We start from the raw sequence: 17431 nt of genomic DNA, 5'->3' as shown, positions 1-17431 counted from the left end.
AAGGGGTTTATTTACTGAAGGTGTTTAACGAGAAAGCCTCGGCGGTAAAGAAGATAATAATCGAATAGCAGCCATATTCGCAAGAATTTCTTCATGCCCATTATAAGAAATTAATCTAATTTCTTATAATGGCTTTTCGCTGCCCATTAAGCTCTACTCGTACGGAATCCTTATAAATTCTGAGCAACCGAATGCCTTTTTCAATGCTGTTTATTTTAAGAAACACCTGTTGTTCACCTATAGTAAGCATAGCAATCTTTGCATTGGAATTCTGGTTTACTATCATTCCATTATAAACAATGTTTGGCCAGGCTATTTCTTCTTTTAATTGTACAGGCGGCAATACAGGGTTAGGTTTCTGCCTTGATGAAACCCGATTAGCTTGCGCAGGGGATGCCGTTCGGGTAACTTTTTCACCTTTTAAGAAAGGGTCCGGATAATTTAGCATTAAACTAAACTCCTGTTGTTGGATTTCCTGAGAAAGCTTACCGTCTCTCTTCTCATTGCTTAAGCCAATTACTTCAGGCTCATCAGCTATTGCAGTCTTTACCTGATACACTATTAAGCCCCAAATTATTAAAACGAGGGGAAGAAGAATATAGACGAGTTTTTTGTTTTTCATCTAACAATAAACTTCCTTTTATTTGGCATTGTACTCACATTATTTGCTCGGTCTACAGATTTTATTCCCCAATAATAGTTTCCGGAATTTAAATTTAAACTATTATCAAGCTTAAAATAAGAAGCATTAACCCGCTTAGGAAACCCTGTCATTAATGTAGTTTGATCGCTTAAATAAATAAAAAGGCTGTCGTAACTAACATCAGAATCTTTTCTTTGCCATCTTAAGATTGCCGGAGGAGTAAGAAGAGTATCTGCTTGCGTAAATAAAACCGGTATATTGGGGTTTACTCTATCTAAATGAAAAATATATGTAACTGATGTTTTTGTACCTGTTGCGGTTAATGCTGTAACCCGCCATTGAAAACTATTATCTACGCCAGCCAGAGTTTTGTTTATTTTATTATTATAGACAATAGTATCGAAAGATGGTGTTGAAATTACCTCAAATATGTACTTATCAGCTGAAGCAAGATTTACCCACTGAAATGTAACTTTAGAATTGTTAACATAAGAGTTGTTTAAAGGACTTAACAATTGCACCACTTCATTATTAACTATTGCTGTAGAATCTATTTTAAACCTTCCCCTGGAATATTCAGTAAAATATTCGCTATTCCCTCCCCGCACTTGCCATTCGTAATCCCCCTGAGGTAGGGTCAGTTTCAATTTATTATCATTTACCAAAGTATCAAGAAAAAGATCAGATGGTCTATTAACAGTCGGAGAGCCTATTTGTACTCTGTAATTTCTTGCTCCTTCCAATTCATCCCATTGAAAAACAATCGGCATTCTTTTTATTAAAGAGCTATCAGCAGGAAAAAGAAGATTAATTTTTTCCCCTGTAATATTTGGTTCAATAATTTCCTGACAACTAACCAGAAAGATGGCTAAGAAGCTGATAAAAAGTGCTAAATGCTTAATCATTGCTGCTGTTGTTTAAAGTAATATATTGAATATACACCAAGGCTGACAACCTTCTAACTTCCTGATTATAATCCTTTTCAAGAATAAATTTTACCGAAGACAATCTCCCTATAGCTTCTTTTGTTTCAAGATGAAAAATAACCTGTAATATACTGGTAAACCGTCCTGTCAATTTAATAAACCCGGTATGCACTACCTGGTTACCTTGTTTATAAGTGGGTAATGAATTAAAAGAGGTAATTCTAACAGCATTTTTAACACAAACTTTGTTTACTCTATCCAACAAGACTCCTTCATGATCGGTTGCGCTCTTTCTATACTTTATTATCGCTTTCTCGTAATTACTATTTATGGACTTTAGCTGTATAAGTGCATCAGGTGCCTCCGCTGCTTCTGACAGCTGATTCTTAAGGAAGCCATTGGTTTGATAAGCCTCAATGGTTCTTTTCAGCGTCAATTGGTAAATTACCAATCCGAAAAGAATACTACCACTTATTAAAGCATATGTCTTCTGCTTTATACTTAACTGAAGGTTAAACATCTTGCTTTAGCTGTATAAAGAATTCAAACTTTCCTACCTTATTCTTATAATCATAGGTAAACACCTGATCCTGAACCTTTAACACCCATTCATATTTACTCACCCGTTTTATCCACTCATTTAATATCAGAGAATTATTACATGTTCCTTTAACCTGAATAATTCCTGATTTTATAACCAATCTCTTTTGAACTCTTGATTCGGTGTCATCTACCGGCGATACATTCAATTCAGTTAGATACACTTGCAGAGGAACAGTTGCAGCAAGCTTATCGCTGTAAAAGCTGTTCTTCGTTCCTTGCAGCCATCCATTATGAAGAAAAAACTTTTTATTTTTCTCTTGTTCAACTTCCAAGTCTCTTTTTTCCTTTAATAGATCTTCAGTTTTCTGGACTTGCTGCGCTAAAATGCCATTTTCACTATTCAGATGATTATAAATAAGAAAATTAACCAGCAGGGCACAGAAGAAGAAAAGTAAGATGCCCAGGCTACCAGTTTTTAAAAGTTGCTGCTGCTGGGAATTACTTTTCTCACCTTGAATTATTTCTGATAAAATTGTCCCGTTTGAGCTTGCAAACAATAACTCATTTAAGGCCGCCCCATATGGTACAAGTTGCCAAATTTTAAGCATTTCCGAACCAACACGAATTGTTTCGTTAAATTCTCCGGATGCAGTACCCAAGTAACTGTTACGCACTTCCCTATCAGCTACCTCAAAATAGAAATTCGATAAATGAAAATTGAAAACTTTCTGCCCCAAAAAGGGTACTAAATTGTTTACGGAAAACGGCCCCAAAGAAACTGAATAAACCTGCATTCCATTATCTTGCAGTTCTTTTAAAATCCTTTCCAGTAAATCTTTCCTTAATAAAGAAACAATACTCCCAGTGGAAAAACTATATACCTGCGCATAGAATTCCTCTGTTTTAATTGCAGGAAATGTAAGCTTTACAATTTCCCCGATGTTGGTTTTATCAATAACCTTTTCTTTTGGTACTGGCTTGTGGAGAATTCCTTTTCCCTGAATTGATAAAGCAAGTGGAATATCATTACCTATACTTTGTTTAAGCTCTTCGAAAGTTTCGCCACTTTCTGCTGCTTTAATTACTTTAATAATATCTTTTTGCCTTTTTAATACACAAAAAGAAAAGCTCATACGCTCCCCATCTATGGTAATATTAACACCTGCGATAGTGCTGGGTTTAAGAATAGAAGAAAGCGAGAAGTTGAACATTAATAGAGTAAGGTTGGCTTAATAAAAACAACTAACTTATTTTTCCTCTTCTCATCTGACCGGGAGCTGAACAACCATCGGAGAATGGGTATACGGGACAATATAGGCACACCTGAGCCGGATTTAGACCTACTCACCTCTTCCAAACCACCTAAAACGATCATTTCTTCATTACGAACCCTTATCATAGAGGTAAATTGACGGGTTGTATTTCCTGGAGGAGCTCCCTGAATTGTTGCCGGAATAAAATCAGAAAACTCCGCATCAATTTTCAGGGTTATGTGTTCATCCCCGGAAACCATAGGGTTTATTTTTATATTTAAATCTGCACTTACCTGCTTAAACTGTTGCGTAACCGAAGTAATAGGGGTTACTCCGCCGGTAATTACCTGATTCTGCTCCTGATAGTAAACAGTTTGGCCGATAGTTAACTTAGCCTCGTGCCCGTTTAGCGTTGAGAGCTTGGGGGTAGACCTTATATCGATGTGATTATTATTTTCCAGCGCCTGGAGGGTCATGTAAAAGTTAGGCGTAACCTTTCCAATATTTATCCAGCCTTTGGCATTTAGTTTTTCCAGAAAATCGTTTATTCCTTTGGAACCGATAGTCATATCTAGTGCAGGAAAGACCTGTCCGCTTGTAGCAACTGCAGAATCTCCTAAGCCAGCTTTAATTCCTGTTTTAACGGTATGGCCTCTTCTAAGCTCCACTACCATAACTTCAATCAAAACATTCTTAACCGGTTCGTCTATAGCTTTTAAAAAGTCCGTTATTTCCTCGATCTGTTGTGCCCCGCCACTCAGGATTAAACTATTAAGTTCATTAAAAACCTTTATCTCGATTCCCTTTTTTAATTCAACCGGAATTATTTCGTCAAGCTTTTCAGCCGGGCGGTAGTGCATCTTAAATACTCTCGTGCTTCGGAACCCTTCGGAATTACGACTGCCTATAAGGAAAACATTTTCGCTTTGTTTATAGGTATGGGTAGTGCCCTGCAAAAGAAAACTTAATAACTCCTCATAAGAAACGTCTTTTACTTTTGTTGTTGTATTACCCTGAATAGGTGAGAACAGCATAAAGCCAACAGCTGCTTTATTCGAAATCTCGTTAATAAGATCCGTAATCGGCACATTAACTGCATCCAATTCTATTAATTTTTTACCGTTCTTGCCGTTGCTGATATTTAATGCCGAAATTCCGGAACTGCCACCGGCTGCCTGGTAACTATTTCTGTTAAACTGGTTATTCCCTTGGTCAGCCGCTTTGCCTCCTTCCTGTAGAATAAAAGCCCCATCTTTTTCCGACCGGAATAAAACCAGATTATTGGCATAAGCCAAACGATCCAATGCCGCATCAAGTGGCATCCCTTCTACATAGCCGGTGATCAGTTTATCCTGCAGGCCGGAAGCTAATATGATATTCCGCTTGGTAAGCTGGGTAGCTTGTTTTGCAAATGCCCGCAAGCTATCCTGAGACAGGTCGGCCGTAAAAAGATCGCCTTCACGGTTGTAATTCAGCCGCAACCTTTTACCCGGCACCGGTCTCTTTACTTCAGGCGGAGCATTATATTTATAAAATGAAATAATGTTCCCGGTAATTTGAACCTCTAGCCCGTATTCCCTGATGAGAAAGATGAGCAGGTTTAAAACCTTTACATTGGTAAAATTATTAGTGATCCGGAAATCGAGGCCGGCATCGATGCTGATGTTCAGGGTGTGGGTTTCGGCCAATCCGCGCAGAAATTCTTGGATCGACATATTAGATACGGAGATAGTAGCAGGTTCATTCAGTCCTTTAACCGTAGAGTCTGCCAGCACTTTCAATTCCTGCTCTACCTGCCGGATTCGCTGGCCTTCTCTTACCTGGCCGCTAGCCTCCTGCAACAAAACAGTCGAAAAGAGTAATAGGAGAATATTAAACGTAAAAAAGCAGCGGAAAAATTTCTTCGATAGATGTCTCTCCCTGCTCAAATAATTCAAAAGCATTTTCTGTAAGCGTTTTAATACCTCTCTCTCTTAGTAGATCCGAAACCTCGAATTGCTGGCTTTTTATTCTTTCTGCCAGGTCCGCATCTACCGGAATCACTTCGTAAACAGCCCTGCGGCCCCGGTAACCGGTGAAGTAACAGCGATCGCAACCTTTTGCAAGATAATGAAATTTTATTTCCCGATACGGTTTGAACTGCCTTGGATATAACATTTTATCGAATGGCTGCTTTTGTTTACATTGTGGGCACAGCAACCTTAACAAGCGTTGGGCTACCGTTGTATTCAGCGTATTGGCTAACAAAAATGGCGGTACGCCCATATCTATTAACCTGGAAACCGTGCCCCAGGCTGAATTGGTATGGATGGTAGATAAAACCAAATGCCCGGTAAGCGAGGCTCGTACCGCCATATTCGCCGTGGCCGTATCCCGGATCTCGCCTACCATTATAATATCCGGATCCTGGCGCAGGAAGGTACGGAGGGCACTGGCAAAATCGAGCCCGATGTTTTCCCGGAGCTGCACCTGGTTTATGCCTTCCAGGGTATATTCTATCGGGTCTTCTATGGTTAGAATATTCCGGCTCTCTTTGTTGAGCAATTTTAAAGTAGCGTAAAGCGTAGTTGTTTTACCGGAGCCGGTAGGGCCACTGATCAGCAGCATACCGCTGGGGCGCTTCACTCCTTCCAGGTAATTTGCCAGATCCAGTTCCTGGAAACCAAGCCGATGAATATCGATGTTGGTGGCATCGTTGCTGAGCAGTCGAAGCACTACCTTTTCGCCGTAGAGGGTTGGTACCACCGATACCCGGACATCGAATTTGTGATTATTGTGGGTAAAGAATATCCGCCCATCCTGCGGCAGCCTTTTCTCGGCAATATCGAGGTTGGCCATAATTTTAACCTTATTTACCAGGGCCGGATAATCTGGTTTGCCTAAAAGGTAACGCTCTACCAGCATACCATCGAGGCGCAGGCGCACCCGGGCCTTACCTTCATACGTTTCGATATGAATATCGCTGCTGCCTAAATGCCGCGCTTCTCCAATAAGGTCATTTAAAAACTCGTTGGAACCTGGAGCGGTGGTTTTTGTGAACCGGGCTTGCTCCTGCTTTACAAAATACTTAAGCAGCGTGCTTTCTATGCGCGTGCTGCCAACCGGCTCTAAGACTACTGCCGAACCGAGGATCACTTCCAGTTCATCATCCAGGGAAGGATCATAGGCTTCCTGGTCGATATAGAAATGCAAACGATTAGCTTCGCGGTGCTTCGGGATAAGGCGGTAGTGCCAGGCCTGCTCGGCCGATATTACCTGCATCAACTCGGCCGGTATGCTTATGTACGCTAATTCTTCCATCTACAAAAATAAACCAACTACCAGGAACTCGTCCGTAAAAATAAGCGCAGGCACAAATATTTGCACCAGGAACAAACCTGCCAGAAACAAAGCCTGAAAACCCGCCAGCGGAACGGTATGCTTTTGAGCGTAAAAACCCGAAACATGCCGCAGCCATAAGTGAATAATTAGGGAAAACAGCAAGCTAACCAGGAAATAAACAGCAAAGTTAGGCAGCGGGAACAGGAAAGCCGCTGCTACCCAAAAGCAAACATCGCCCCAGCCCATGTAACCCTGCATGGGCCAGACAAGCTTCCGGTGCTTTAGCATGAGATAGAGACTGATGAACGCAAGCTCGCAGGCTAGAAAACCGATGTTTAGCAGCCAGTTTTGCCAGACCGCTGCATGCGATAAGAGGCGGGCGCTGTAAAAATAGCATACCAGCGCCAGCGCCGGAAACAGAAACCAGGTTACAGCCCGATCTTTCAGATCCTGGATTAAGATTAATAGCAGGAGGCCTAAGGCCACAAGCACAAAAAGAACTACCGGCACTTTTTTAAGAGTTTAGCATACCGTTTTTTTTAATCCGGGGTAACCTCTTTCAGGTTCTGATCCTGGTCTATTTCCCAGACATTAAACTGGCCGTCGCCATCGAAATCTACCACGGCGGTGGCGCGGGCGGTAAAGGCAGTAGGGCTGGCGCTTGTGATCTCGATGCGGTAATTAGCCTTGCCGTTACCCTCCGTAGCCAGTTTTTCCTGCTCAAAGCCAAGCTCCTGCAGGTTAGCCGAATACTTCGAGTTCTCGTAGAAAAAAGTCTTTTCCAGCATCTGCACGTGCTTCAACATCTGCTTTGCCTCTAAGCTGCGAGTGCGGCTAATCATGGGCATAAGACTAGGCAATGCCATAAGGACTAATACTCCTATAATTACTAATACAATAAGTAATTCTGTAAGCGTATAAGCTGATAATTTTTGTTTAAAGTCCATCTATTTACTAAAGTTCTTCTTCTTTAAATCTAAATGTAAAAATAATTACTTAGAAGTACAGGAATAATAATAATTATATAGATGAAATAAATCATTTAATTAGGATTAACATTAGAAGTTATTATCTCTTCTGTTTTTTTATCAACAATGCGTTATCTCCAGAGCAGCAATTAAGAGTTACAGCTATAACGGTATCTCCTTTATAAATCAAATTTGATATTTTTTTTTAATTTTTATACTCACATGGGTGGGTTCCTAACTTAATTTTATGTTCTTGAATACAAGGGCATATTTTAAAAAGATAATCATTAGAATATTGATCTTTGCAATTACATTTATTAGAATTTAATGTTTGTGTTAATTTCCCCCCCACAGTTTAGTTTAATATAATCATTAAAACCTTGCATAAAAATTACAGTATTATCATAATCTTCTTCCGTAATTCCACTATCTAATTCAGGATGATATATTCCATTATGATATATCATATACAACCTATATTTCTTAGTAAGGCTAATTTCACATGAGTCAATTATCTCAGTTAAAGTTCGGTTTTTAGGTTCTTGCTGTATACAATTACAATATAAACCTCCAGCTTGCTCAGGATTAAATTGATCTACAATAATTTTAGTATCTCTCTTTTCTTTTTCATTACAAGAGATGAAAAGGAAAAGAGATACTAAAACTAAGAAATAATTTAAAACAGAATATTGTAAGGAAGTCATTTTAACCAGCTTCAAATTTTATTTAACTTTCTGTAATTTATTTTTACCTCCGAAGCCCTTCACTCGAGCTTGTTTTGAAGAGGCACTTTTAACTTTATTCGTTTTTTTGGGGCTTTTTGATTTTACTTTCTGCGCTTTTTCGGGATCTTTTGCCATTACTTTTTTGGAGGAGATTACTGCCCTTCTATTTGCAAATGGTCTTTCTTTAGACCCTTTGAAAAGTGTATATTTCATCAATAAGTTTATCGTTTCTTGGCTAACTCTTCCATCAGGAGAAGCCATAACATGCCCTTCCCAATCTCCAATCACCCAATCTGGCACTACAATTCCGTCTTTTCTTTTACCACCCTCAACATATTTATCAACTAATCCAATTAAATGGCCAAATTCATGAACAAAAACCCAGGGATCGTTTGGCTTCCAAACCCCTTCTCTTCCTCCTATCACTTTAGATCTAAATCTTAAAGCATTCCAGTCAACTTGCGGATCAAGGATTTGGACATAATTGTTAATACCAGACAGATCAGAAGCACTGGCTAGAAGGCCTTCAAAAATTCCAGTTGATGGCAATACAGTTACTGCTACTTCAAACTTAACATTATATACTTTATTTGTTTCTGGATCAGTATATTTCCAATTGTTATTCCAAGCTTTCATTATTGAATTCTGTATCAAATTCGCCTGCGCAAAAGTTGCTCCAGGGCCATAAATAAAAATTTGAGTCTTAAAAGTTGCTGTATTTCCAAGAATAACAAGCTCAGCATCATTTCCATCAGAATCCTTAAATGCAATGGGACTATTTTCTATTCCAGCATAGGGTGACAAATCTGCATTTATGACCCTATCCTGGCTAAACCATCTTCCAATACGGGAGTCATACATACGGTTATCGGTATTATAGAAGTTGTCTTCGCCATAAAGGTTATCTTCACTTTCAATACCGTTGAAGCCGTATTTGTATTGGCCCGGATTAAATGATCTTCCCGGCATCGGGCTGCCAAAAGGATAATAATCGGTTAAAGAAAGAATAGTAGCATCTCCAGCAGGGGTTTTCTCTCCGCTTACAACGGCTCTTACGTTACTTAAATGGTCGGTTAATTCGAAATGTAGCTTGCTTTTTACAATCCCGGTGGCTCCGCTCGGCGTACCGGAAAGCTGGTTACCATTTTCATAACTACCCACCCGTTCAGCGCCATATATAAAGGCTTCATCGGCAGTATAAGTTGTACCTTCTTTCTTGGTAGTTGCCATCAGGTCTTCACCCATTCCATAATGGTAATAAGTGGTTGTAGGCGTTCCGGAAACAGGCGTAACCGTTTTACTTATCTTCTTACCCATTGCATCATAAGTAAAGCTTAATGCAGCCTTTGAACTACCCGGAGTACGAGTAATGCTCTTCACTTTATCAAAAGCAGTCCATTCAATTTTCTGAATTTCATTTTTCAGATCCTGCACTAATCTTCCTTTAGCATCGTAAATATAATTATTAACGCTCTGGTCAATTACATCATCAACACCTGGCAGATCCCCGTTTATCAGGCCAACAACATCATCGTCTATATGCCCAAGTTTATTATTAGTTTTCCTGTTAATATTATTAACTGAAACTACGCCTGGGTAATTATAAGTCATATTATCCATTACCTGTACCTGCTGGGTAGCGGCATCTGCGAAAGCGGTACGTTTAAGCGTTTTAATGTTGCCATTGGCATCGTAGCTCAGGTTCTCCTGGTAAATATCGTGCAGGCTCGGGTTATAGGCGCCGGTCGTGCGCCAGCCGCCAAAGCCGGTAGTTGTCGCAACCTGGGTTTCGGCAAAACTGCTCCGCAGTCTATTTAGCACATCGTAACTAAAGGTTTGGCCCATTATTGAAGGTACCGAAGCCGCAGCTGTAGTCTGGTCGAAGGCAGTGTAAGATATCAGCCCCGTTATGTTGCCGTTATACAACTGCCTGCGTTTTTCTGCCAGCTTGGTGCCTGCTCCCGGCATAATGGTGCTGCCAGCAGTTAAACCGGTATTGGTTCGGGTATAATCCCCATCAAAATAATTCAGGGTTAAACCAAATACATCGCGGGAATAAAGGCTTCCTGCAATACCGTCCTGGCCCGGATCAGAGCTCGTAAGCGGGTGGTTAATGGACTTCAGCCAGCCGTTAATGTTGTACACGTAATCGAGCTTCTGAATATTTTCACCTAAACCTTTCGATTTTATTGGCCCATGTAAATAATATTTGTATTCGGCAGCCCTATCCCATGTGGTATTTTTCAAAGCAGGGTCTCCTCGGGTTACATCCACATTGCTTAATCTGTCATCAGCATCGTACGTATATTTCTGGCTAAATCGTTCATATGCATTATCTTTCTGGAATTTAACTTTCTGTACCTGGCTGGTTAACGGGGTGAATTCATACTCCGTAAGCTTAGTATCATTTAAAGCAAAGTTATATTCCCTGAAAGATTTCACCCGACCGTGTTTATCGTAGCTATAATATCCCCACATATCATTACTTTCTACAAAACTTAAACGTTGTCCCAGGTTCTGTTGATCGCCCCATTCATCCTGGTCATAATTGAAGTAAGTAAAAGTCTCAGGCATAGACCAGTTAACATTATTAACCTCTACCCAATCCGATACATAAATCCCAGGGTTAGCTGTATTATTATCCGGACGCATGAATTCAGCCGCTACACCATTAGTTTGGGTAGTAATGGCCTGTTTGTTTACTACACCTTCCCCGGTTACCCGGATATTTCCGCTTTCTGCTTCATACAGGGTAAAGGAGAAAATTACTTTACCGGTAGTATTACCCCGCGCTCTTTGTTCAGCATTTTGCGAGAAAATCAACCTGCCGGCTTTATCGTAGGCAAATAAGGTTTTGCCCCCATCCGGAGTTTCAGTGCTTAATAGCTGGCCCAATGAGTTTGTTTCATAAGTAGTCAACATCCGGTGAGCTGGCACGGCCATTGGGTTGTTTTTCGGATCTACAAAATCCACGCCTTCAGGCGGCACCGTAGATACTAAATGCCCGGCTGCGTTGTAGTTATAAAGGGTAAAATGGTGCGTGCCCGGAGCTACAAAATTAACTGTAAGCTTTTCGTTTTTCTGGTAGCATTGCTTTACAAAATTATCCTTCACGGTAGTGGCAGCTGTAGTTTGCAGGCTTTGTAACCACTGCTGGAAGGCCAATTCAAACTCTCTTCTGCAGTCCAGTTTACAAGCTAAAATCGCTTCGTAATCCTGCAGATAAGTCGATAGCTCTGCTAAGGTTAAGTTCAGGTTATTCTGGTAAACCAGATCTATTTCAGTTGTTGCTTCCTGCGGATCGGTTATTAAAGGCGAAACAGCGTTTCGGATGAGCGCCATTCGTTGAGGCCGGTCTACTGGCCCGTTGGCGTTGGTACTGCTGGTACAAGGGTAAGCAGTTAAGCAAGCTTGGTAGTCTTGTTGCGAATAGCCTGCCGGCAGGGCAGCGATACAATTTTTGCGATTTTGCTCACATGCGTATAATACCGGATCATTGGCTTGTTTCAAGCAATCGTTAAATTCTTCAACAATGCCGCCAGCCTTATTAATAGTTGAGCTGAGCAAACCAATAAGTTTGGACGGGAAGTCATCGTATAAGCCAGCTACATAAGTATCAGGCCAGCAGGAATAATCGTTATTATCAGGCGCATCGCAGTTATTGCAGAATTGGTTCATCTGCAATGCTGTTTTCTGCCAGTCAACAAAAGTCTGACCGGAAGCCCAGGTAGATTGATTTGTTAATTGGGTTACTAAATAATTATAAAGCGTTGCACCCAGTTCGGCTTTATCCTGCTCGCTAAAATCAGTTAAAGGATTACTGAATGGGAATGGCGAACTACCATTATTGTTTGATTCCCACTTCTCCATTAAATACGTATAGCCGCTGGTAATTTCGCTCATTATTTCAGAACGGTTGTTTTTAAAGGTAGAGGCGCACGTTTCACAAACTGCACTTGTAGTTGGTGCACCGCTATTGCAATTGGCAACACAATTAGCAACCGTAAAGTTTGTGCGCGCATCTACAGCTTTCTGGTAATCGAAATACAGCTGAGACGCTACCGGGTCGCCTTCCTCTAATATCGCTTCAAGATCCTTCTTCTGCGCTAAGGTTAATGGCGAACTGGAGCTCATTAAGTAAGTATCAACAAGGCTTCTTAAACTGGAAGTTGCTGAAGGGTTGCTGGCAGCAGCACCAATATCATAACCCCCATGGTTCGTAAAATTAGGTTTGTTAGTCGCCGTCCAGGCCGGGTAAGCAGTTATTGCGTTGTTCGCATACTTTACGTTCTCTATTAGCGCCTTTTCCTGTTGCTCACAGGTATTATTACAGTTGTTGGTATTTGTTGGGAATTCTTTTGGAGGCGTACACCGGTCCTCACAATTAACTCTGTAAGTGACGTGGATTAACCGATAGTCTTGCTGATCACCCAAAATTACTTCTTTATTATCGCGCAATGGATCAAACTTCGGTCCTAAAGGAAAAGGATAATCCTCCATTAACGTTATTTCAGTATCCTTTAAATTCACCCAATGCATCCGCTCATACGCATTTATGAAATCAAACCGTTTTTGATGACCTGCTGGAATAGAATTAGGGTTTTGGAGCGTAGCAGGGTAAGTACCTTCCCTTACCGGTGGATTGGCATTGGCATTAACAATACCATCCAGATCAGAAATAATAACCTGGCCCGGCCCGCTACCTGTAGGTGTTTGGGTTACCTGGTCGGCATACCATAAATATTCTTCACAAAAATTGGCATCAAAACCGCCCGTAAATGGCTGTACATTTGTATGTTTAATTTCAAAACAGTTAGCTCCAATCTGGCTATTGCGGGTAAAATCTACTTTTAGCTGCCAGTTATTATACTGGTCACCGGTACCAGCTGGGGCAGTTAAGTATATGGTATTGCTTGTACCGCCATTATTATGTGCAGTAAAATTTGAACCGGCATTAATTTCATTTACTATTTCCGATACAAAATCAGTAATGCTTGTTCCGGTATACCAAGTAATGGTTCCAATAGAAACTGGCGCAACTACCGGTGTCTGATATGGTGGCACAATGCTTATTTGAGCATCACCATAATAGCCCAAGCTTGAACTGTTTAGTACTGAGCAGTTATTCGTATTATCTGCATAAATAATTTCAAGCTTAGGCCGTAGCGATGCGATAGGAAAATCGCTGGTTGCGAACCGCATGTGATTTCCACTACCCGGACTGCTGGTTTGATTAATCAATTCAATGGCAAAACCGTAAAAAGTATTGTAGGTAACCATATCCTTTACGAGCTGGGTTACATCAAGATTCTCGTAGTGTTGGTCAGTTGCAGAACTTCCTGGTATCGTCACAGGGTTAAGAGGTGATGTTAAAGGAGAGGGATTATGATAACTGAACCAGGTAATGGTTTGCTCGTCCCAAGGTGCGGCAATTCTTTTAATATAGGCAGCGTTTGAGCCAGGAGAAGACCAAGCATGGCCATATTCAGCACCACCATACTGTGGATACACCTGAGACTGAGCAGAGTATAAGGAGAGCTTAGCACTTACAATAATCGCATTATTGGGAATCTTGTTTTGTAAGTCGAAATCCAGAATCCCTTTAGCCTGATACGTGTATCCACAATTCATGTGACCAAAAGGGCTTGAAACTTGTTGATGAGCCGCTTCTAATGTTTTATCGTTCCCAAAATTTATTCCATCAGCAAATATATCACAAAGTGGATCGGCGCCAGGAACTAAGCTAACGCTTTTAAGCTGGGTATCCTTTCCTTGTAAAGCTCCTGGCTGGTAACTAACTTTTTTAAACTTACTTTCAAGGGTAACCTGGGCTTTTGGCAATATCTCATTACATGGAATGGTTGCGCCACGCCGGCCTTCGCTGGTCTTTAACTTGCGTAAAACATACCACTCGTCGCGGCTGTAATATTGGTCCGCAAACTCAGTTTTTAGCTGGGCAAGCGTTTTCCCCTGTTGGGTAGCCTGAGCCACAACTGTTTGTCCGGTTGCCGGATCAACCTTTGGCTTAAGTGTTCTGTAAATGGTATAGGTACCTGAATTAACCAGATGCACAACTCGATCAAAACTAAATGGTGTTCCGGTAGCAGTTGAGCAAGGTGGAGTTGAAGGAGCAGGGGCAGGTGGTGTCGGGAAAGTTAGTATCTCATTCAATTTAACTTCCCCGGTCTTATCCTCAACTAATTTAACCTCCAGGTCATACTCACAGGTTGAGCATTTATTAGTTGCATCAAGGAAGGTACCTTGTTCTATTTCGTAATGAATATTTACTGGTGTGCCAGGTGTTCCACCACAGCTCAAATAAAAGGTAGCACTGCTGGTTTTATTTAAATCACCATCATTTAGAACATCGTTTTTAAGAATGTTAAAAGTATAATCTGTACCACCAAAACCATCCTCATCCTGCAACAGATCTTGGTTCAGGGTAACTGAGCTACAGCCCCCCATAGCCGTAGCAATGGTCCTGCCTTCATCATCTGAATATACATACGAGACTACGCCATTAGGATCAATATTAATGGTTTTCGTGATATCCGTTAACTTTTCCGCTTTGGCTTTACCGAACACGCGCGCAAGTTCATCTTCGCTAAAAGCTACGGTTGTGGTTTGGGTTTCTTTCCCACCGGTTATTTTATGGGTTGCTCCCACGCCTCCGCTTAACCATGGTCTATCTAATGGGCTAGCCTCATTTACAGAATAGGCATAGGGGTAGCCTCCAGCATCATCCACATAAGCCTCTGTTGAATTATTGCTGTAATAATGCCCTACACTGCCAGCAAAGGTATTATCTATAGGTTTAGGCGTCATTAAAGCCGGGCTACCATTCGTAATTACTTCCCGGTCGAAGTGCTCTGTTTTAAAATCGCCGAATACCCCACCGTCATTAACATCAAAGAACCTATGGGCATACCCAAATTGGGAACTCCCGGTAGGTGCAACCAATGACTGTACCGGTTCGCCCCCTTCCTCGCTGTAAGCCGTTTCGGTTGCCAGAATTTTGTTCTCAGAATTATTCCTAACCTGAGTTTGGCGTACTTTCCCCAAGCCATCGGTATACGTAATGCTTTCCTTGGTCTTGTTATTATCACCATAAGTAACTTCATACACCCAATTTATATTATTGGTATGCGAGGTGGCAGCCAGATTGCCCGCATTCAGGTAAGTAGCAGGCACTTCTTTAAGCATATCTCCGCCTACCCTAAATGTCTGCAATTCCGACCAGGTAATTGTAGGCCCATAATTTGGAATGGAGTACCCAACCCGCCAATAATATACCACTTCAGTAGCTGGCTGAGTTATAAATAAACTTAGCGCCTTATTATGCGATCCGGACACTAATGTTGCCTGAGGATAAGTCCTTGAAATAATATTGCTCCAGTCCGGTTGGGTAAGTCCGGTTGAGGCATTAACGACCTGCGGAATTACATCTACATAATACGTAACGGACAAACTTGGGCTTGAAATGTTCATGCTCCAGTTCAGGCTGGAGTTACTAACCAAAGCTAAGTTCACCCCCTCAGCCGGACTTTGAAGCGTAACATTTGTATTAGGTAAATTAGCAGGGTCAGGGCAATCTTTACAAGGCTTGATGATAAATGCATTGGTTTGACCGGATAAGGATTGGGTAAAATAAGGCCCGAAATCGGCCCGATCCATAAAGTTTCCGGTAACGTAACAATTGCCTCTTCTTCCAATAGCAATTCCCTTCCCTTCATCGTCTCCATTACTACCACCACTTCTTAACCAAATAATTTCGCCTTCATTATCCATCCTCACCGTGAAAACATCTTTTCCTCCCTTAGCTGATGCTCCATGTGCGTCAGTAAAGTAGAAGTCATTATCAAATGCCCCTGTGAAATAAACGCTATTATTTTTTGTAGCAATACTGTATCCAACCGACTCTCCGGATGTAGGGTCAATAGGATTTTTGGCCCAACGGAATTCAAATGCTTCAATTGAAAACTTCGCGACATAAACATTTTTAGAAGAACCAACTGTGGCCAAGCTTATCCCACCACTACCATCTGGGAAATCAATATTATCTTCAAAGTAACCTGTAATATATAAGTCATCTCCTTCTCCACTAATAGCTAGTCCTTCATCATTACTTGGCCCAGTAGGGTTAATTGCATTGACAAAATTTCCATCCCTATCAAATGCAGCGATCATCACCTCCCTTCTTGGTCCATTCAGAGCCAAATTCCCGTTGTCGAATATAACTTCCTCTTCAAAGTAACCAGTTATAAAAACCTGGTCTTCAACAACGGTAACGCCCATTCCAGAATCATTCCCAGGACCTGTTGCAGAATTTGCCCACTGAAAACTTCCCCCGGCATCAGTACAAAATATAAAAATATCTTCTTCTTGGGAATCAGGAAGGATTTTAGAAAATAAAGCTGTCCCCCTATATCTGCCTGTTACATAAATATTACTATGCTGATCAACAGCAATATCTTCACTTATATCCATCCCGTCATCTCCATATTGCTCAGACCAAAGATATTCTCCACCGTCAACATTTAAAGAAACTATGAAAATATCGTAGTCCCCACTACTTCCTAAACTTGATGTCGCATAGGTACCCGCTGGATGAATTGGCTCTTTTGCAAACTCAAGTTCATTAGCAAAATATCCGGTAACCGCTACTTCTGAACCATTCAAAACAATACCTGTACCAGTCACATCATCTCCTTCTCCAAACCAAAGCCACGCCAGTTCATTCGCCTCGGTAAACTTTGCTACATATATATTTGTAGGCCTGCTTCTACCGCTTTGCGGAGTATAAGTATTACCATCTATAGTAATTGATCCTACAAAATTACCTAGTACATAGCGGTTACCATCTTCGTCAACGGCTATATCTTTCCCGCTAGACATGTCATTACTATTAATTTCGTGCGCCCATTCATAATCACCAAAGCATGATTGAGCATTAGCGAGGTGCACCTTTATTAAAGAAAAAGCAATAATAAACAGGATAAGCAACCTTTTCCTGGCTAAAGCATACCGTTTAGAATTCATAGGTCCTGGAATC

At 41.1% G+C, this 17431-nt stretch carries 10 protein-coding genes; all 10 read right to left on the bottom strand.

The window, feature by feature from the left end; genetic code table 11:
- Nucleotides 1-115: 115 nt before the first annotated feature.
- The 10 genes from F0P94_RS19535 to F0P94_RS19490 all read right to left on the bottom strand — a co-directional run bounded on the left by F0P94_RS19535 (nucleotide 116) and on the right by F0P94_RS19490 (nucleotide 17418).
- Entirely contained in the window at nucleotides 116-622 is a 507-nt protein-coding gene (locus F0P94_RS19535; RefSeq protein ID WP_150906267.1) for a hypothetical protein, read from the bottom strand.
- Nucleotides 619-1548 carry a hypothetical protein gene (locus F0P94_RS19530; protein WP_150906265.1) on the bottom strand — a complete coding sequence of 310 codons (930 nt, stop codon included), beginning with the start codon at nucleotides 1546-1548 and terminating at the stop codon, nucleotides 619-621. The genes F0P94_RS19535 and F0P94_RS19530 overlap by 4 nt, the downstream gene beginning before the upstream one ends.
- On the bottom strand, nucleotides 1541-2089 hold the full coding sequence (locus tag F0P94_RS19525) for a hypothetical protein (protein ID WP_150906263.1): 549 nt from the start codon (nucleotides 2087-2089) through the stop codon (nucleotides 1541-1543). Before F0P94_RS19525 ends, F0P94_RS19530 begins: the two co-directional genes overlap by 8 nt.
- Nucleotides 2082-3323 carry a hypothetical protein gene (locus F0P94_RS19520; RefSeq protein ID WP_150906261.1) on the bottom strand — a complete coding sequence of 414 codons (1242 nt, stop codon included), beginning with the start codon at nucleotides 3321-3323 and terminating at the stop codon, nucleotides 2082-2084. The genes F0P94_RS19525 and F0P94_RS19520 overlap by 8 nt, the downstream gene beginning before the upstream one ends.
- Nucleotides 3323-4846 (bottom strand): type II secretion system protein GspD, encoded by a 1524-nt coding sequence (locus F0P94_RS19515; protein ID WP_191907117.1) that lies wholly within the window; start codon nucleotides 4844-4846, stop codon nucleotides 3323-3325. The genes F0P94_RS19520 and F0P94_RS19515 overlap by 1 nt, the downstream gene beginning before the upstream one ends.
- Before the next feature lie 391 nt (nucleotides 4847-5237).
- Complete coding sequence (locus tag F0P94_RS19510) at nucleotides 5238-6626, bottom strand: GspE/PulE family protein (protein WP_225307301.1); 1389 nt, start codon at nucleotides 6624-6626, stop codon at nucleotides 5238-5240.
- Nucleotides 6627-6665: 39 nt separating this feature from the next.
- Complete coding sequence (locus F0P94_RS19505) at nucleotides 6666-7196, bottom strand: hypothetical protein (protein WP_150906255.1); 531 nt, start codon at nucleotides 7194-7196, stop codon at nucleotides 6666-6668.
- Nucleotides 7197-7225: 29 nt separating this feature from the next.
- Nucleotides 7226-7633 (bottom strand): type IV pilin protein, encoded by a 408-nt coding sequence (locus F0P94_RS19500; RefSeq protein WP_150906253.1) that lies wholly within the window; start codon nucleotides 7631-7633, stop codon nucleotides 7226-7228.
- A 338-nt stretch (nucleotides 7634-7971) separates the two neighbouring features.
- Nucleotides 7972-8358, bottom strand: coding sequence for a hypothetical protein (locus F0P94_RS19495; protein ID WP_191907116.1), 387 nt, complete (start codon nucleotides 8356-8358; stop codon nucleotides 7972-7974).
- Between the two features lie 18 nt (nucleotides 8359-8376).
- Entirely contained in the window at nucleotides 8377-17418 is a 9042-nt protein-coding gene (locus F0P94_RS19490) for a DNRLRE domain-containing protein (RefSeq protein WP_150906249.1), read from the bottom strand.
- Between the last annotated feature and the right edge of the window lie 13 nt (nucleotides 17419-17431).

It is taken from the genome of Adhaeribacter soli, assembly GCF_008727925.1.
GTDB classification, from domain to species: domain Bacteria; phylum Bacteroidota; class Bacteroidia; order Cytophagales; family Hymenobacteraceae; genus Adhaeribacter_A; species Adhaeribacter_A soli.
This window is presented reverse-complemented; position numbering and strand designations above follow the sequence as displayed.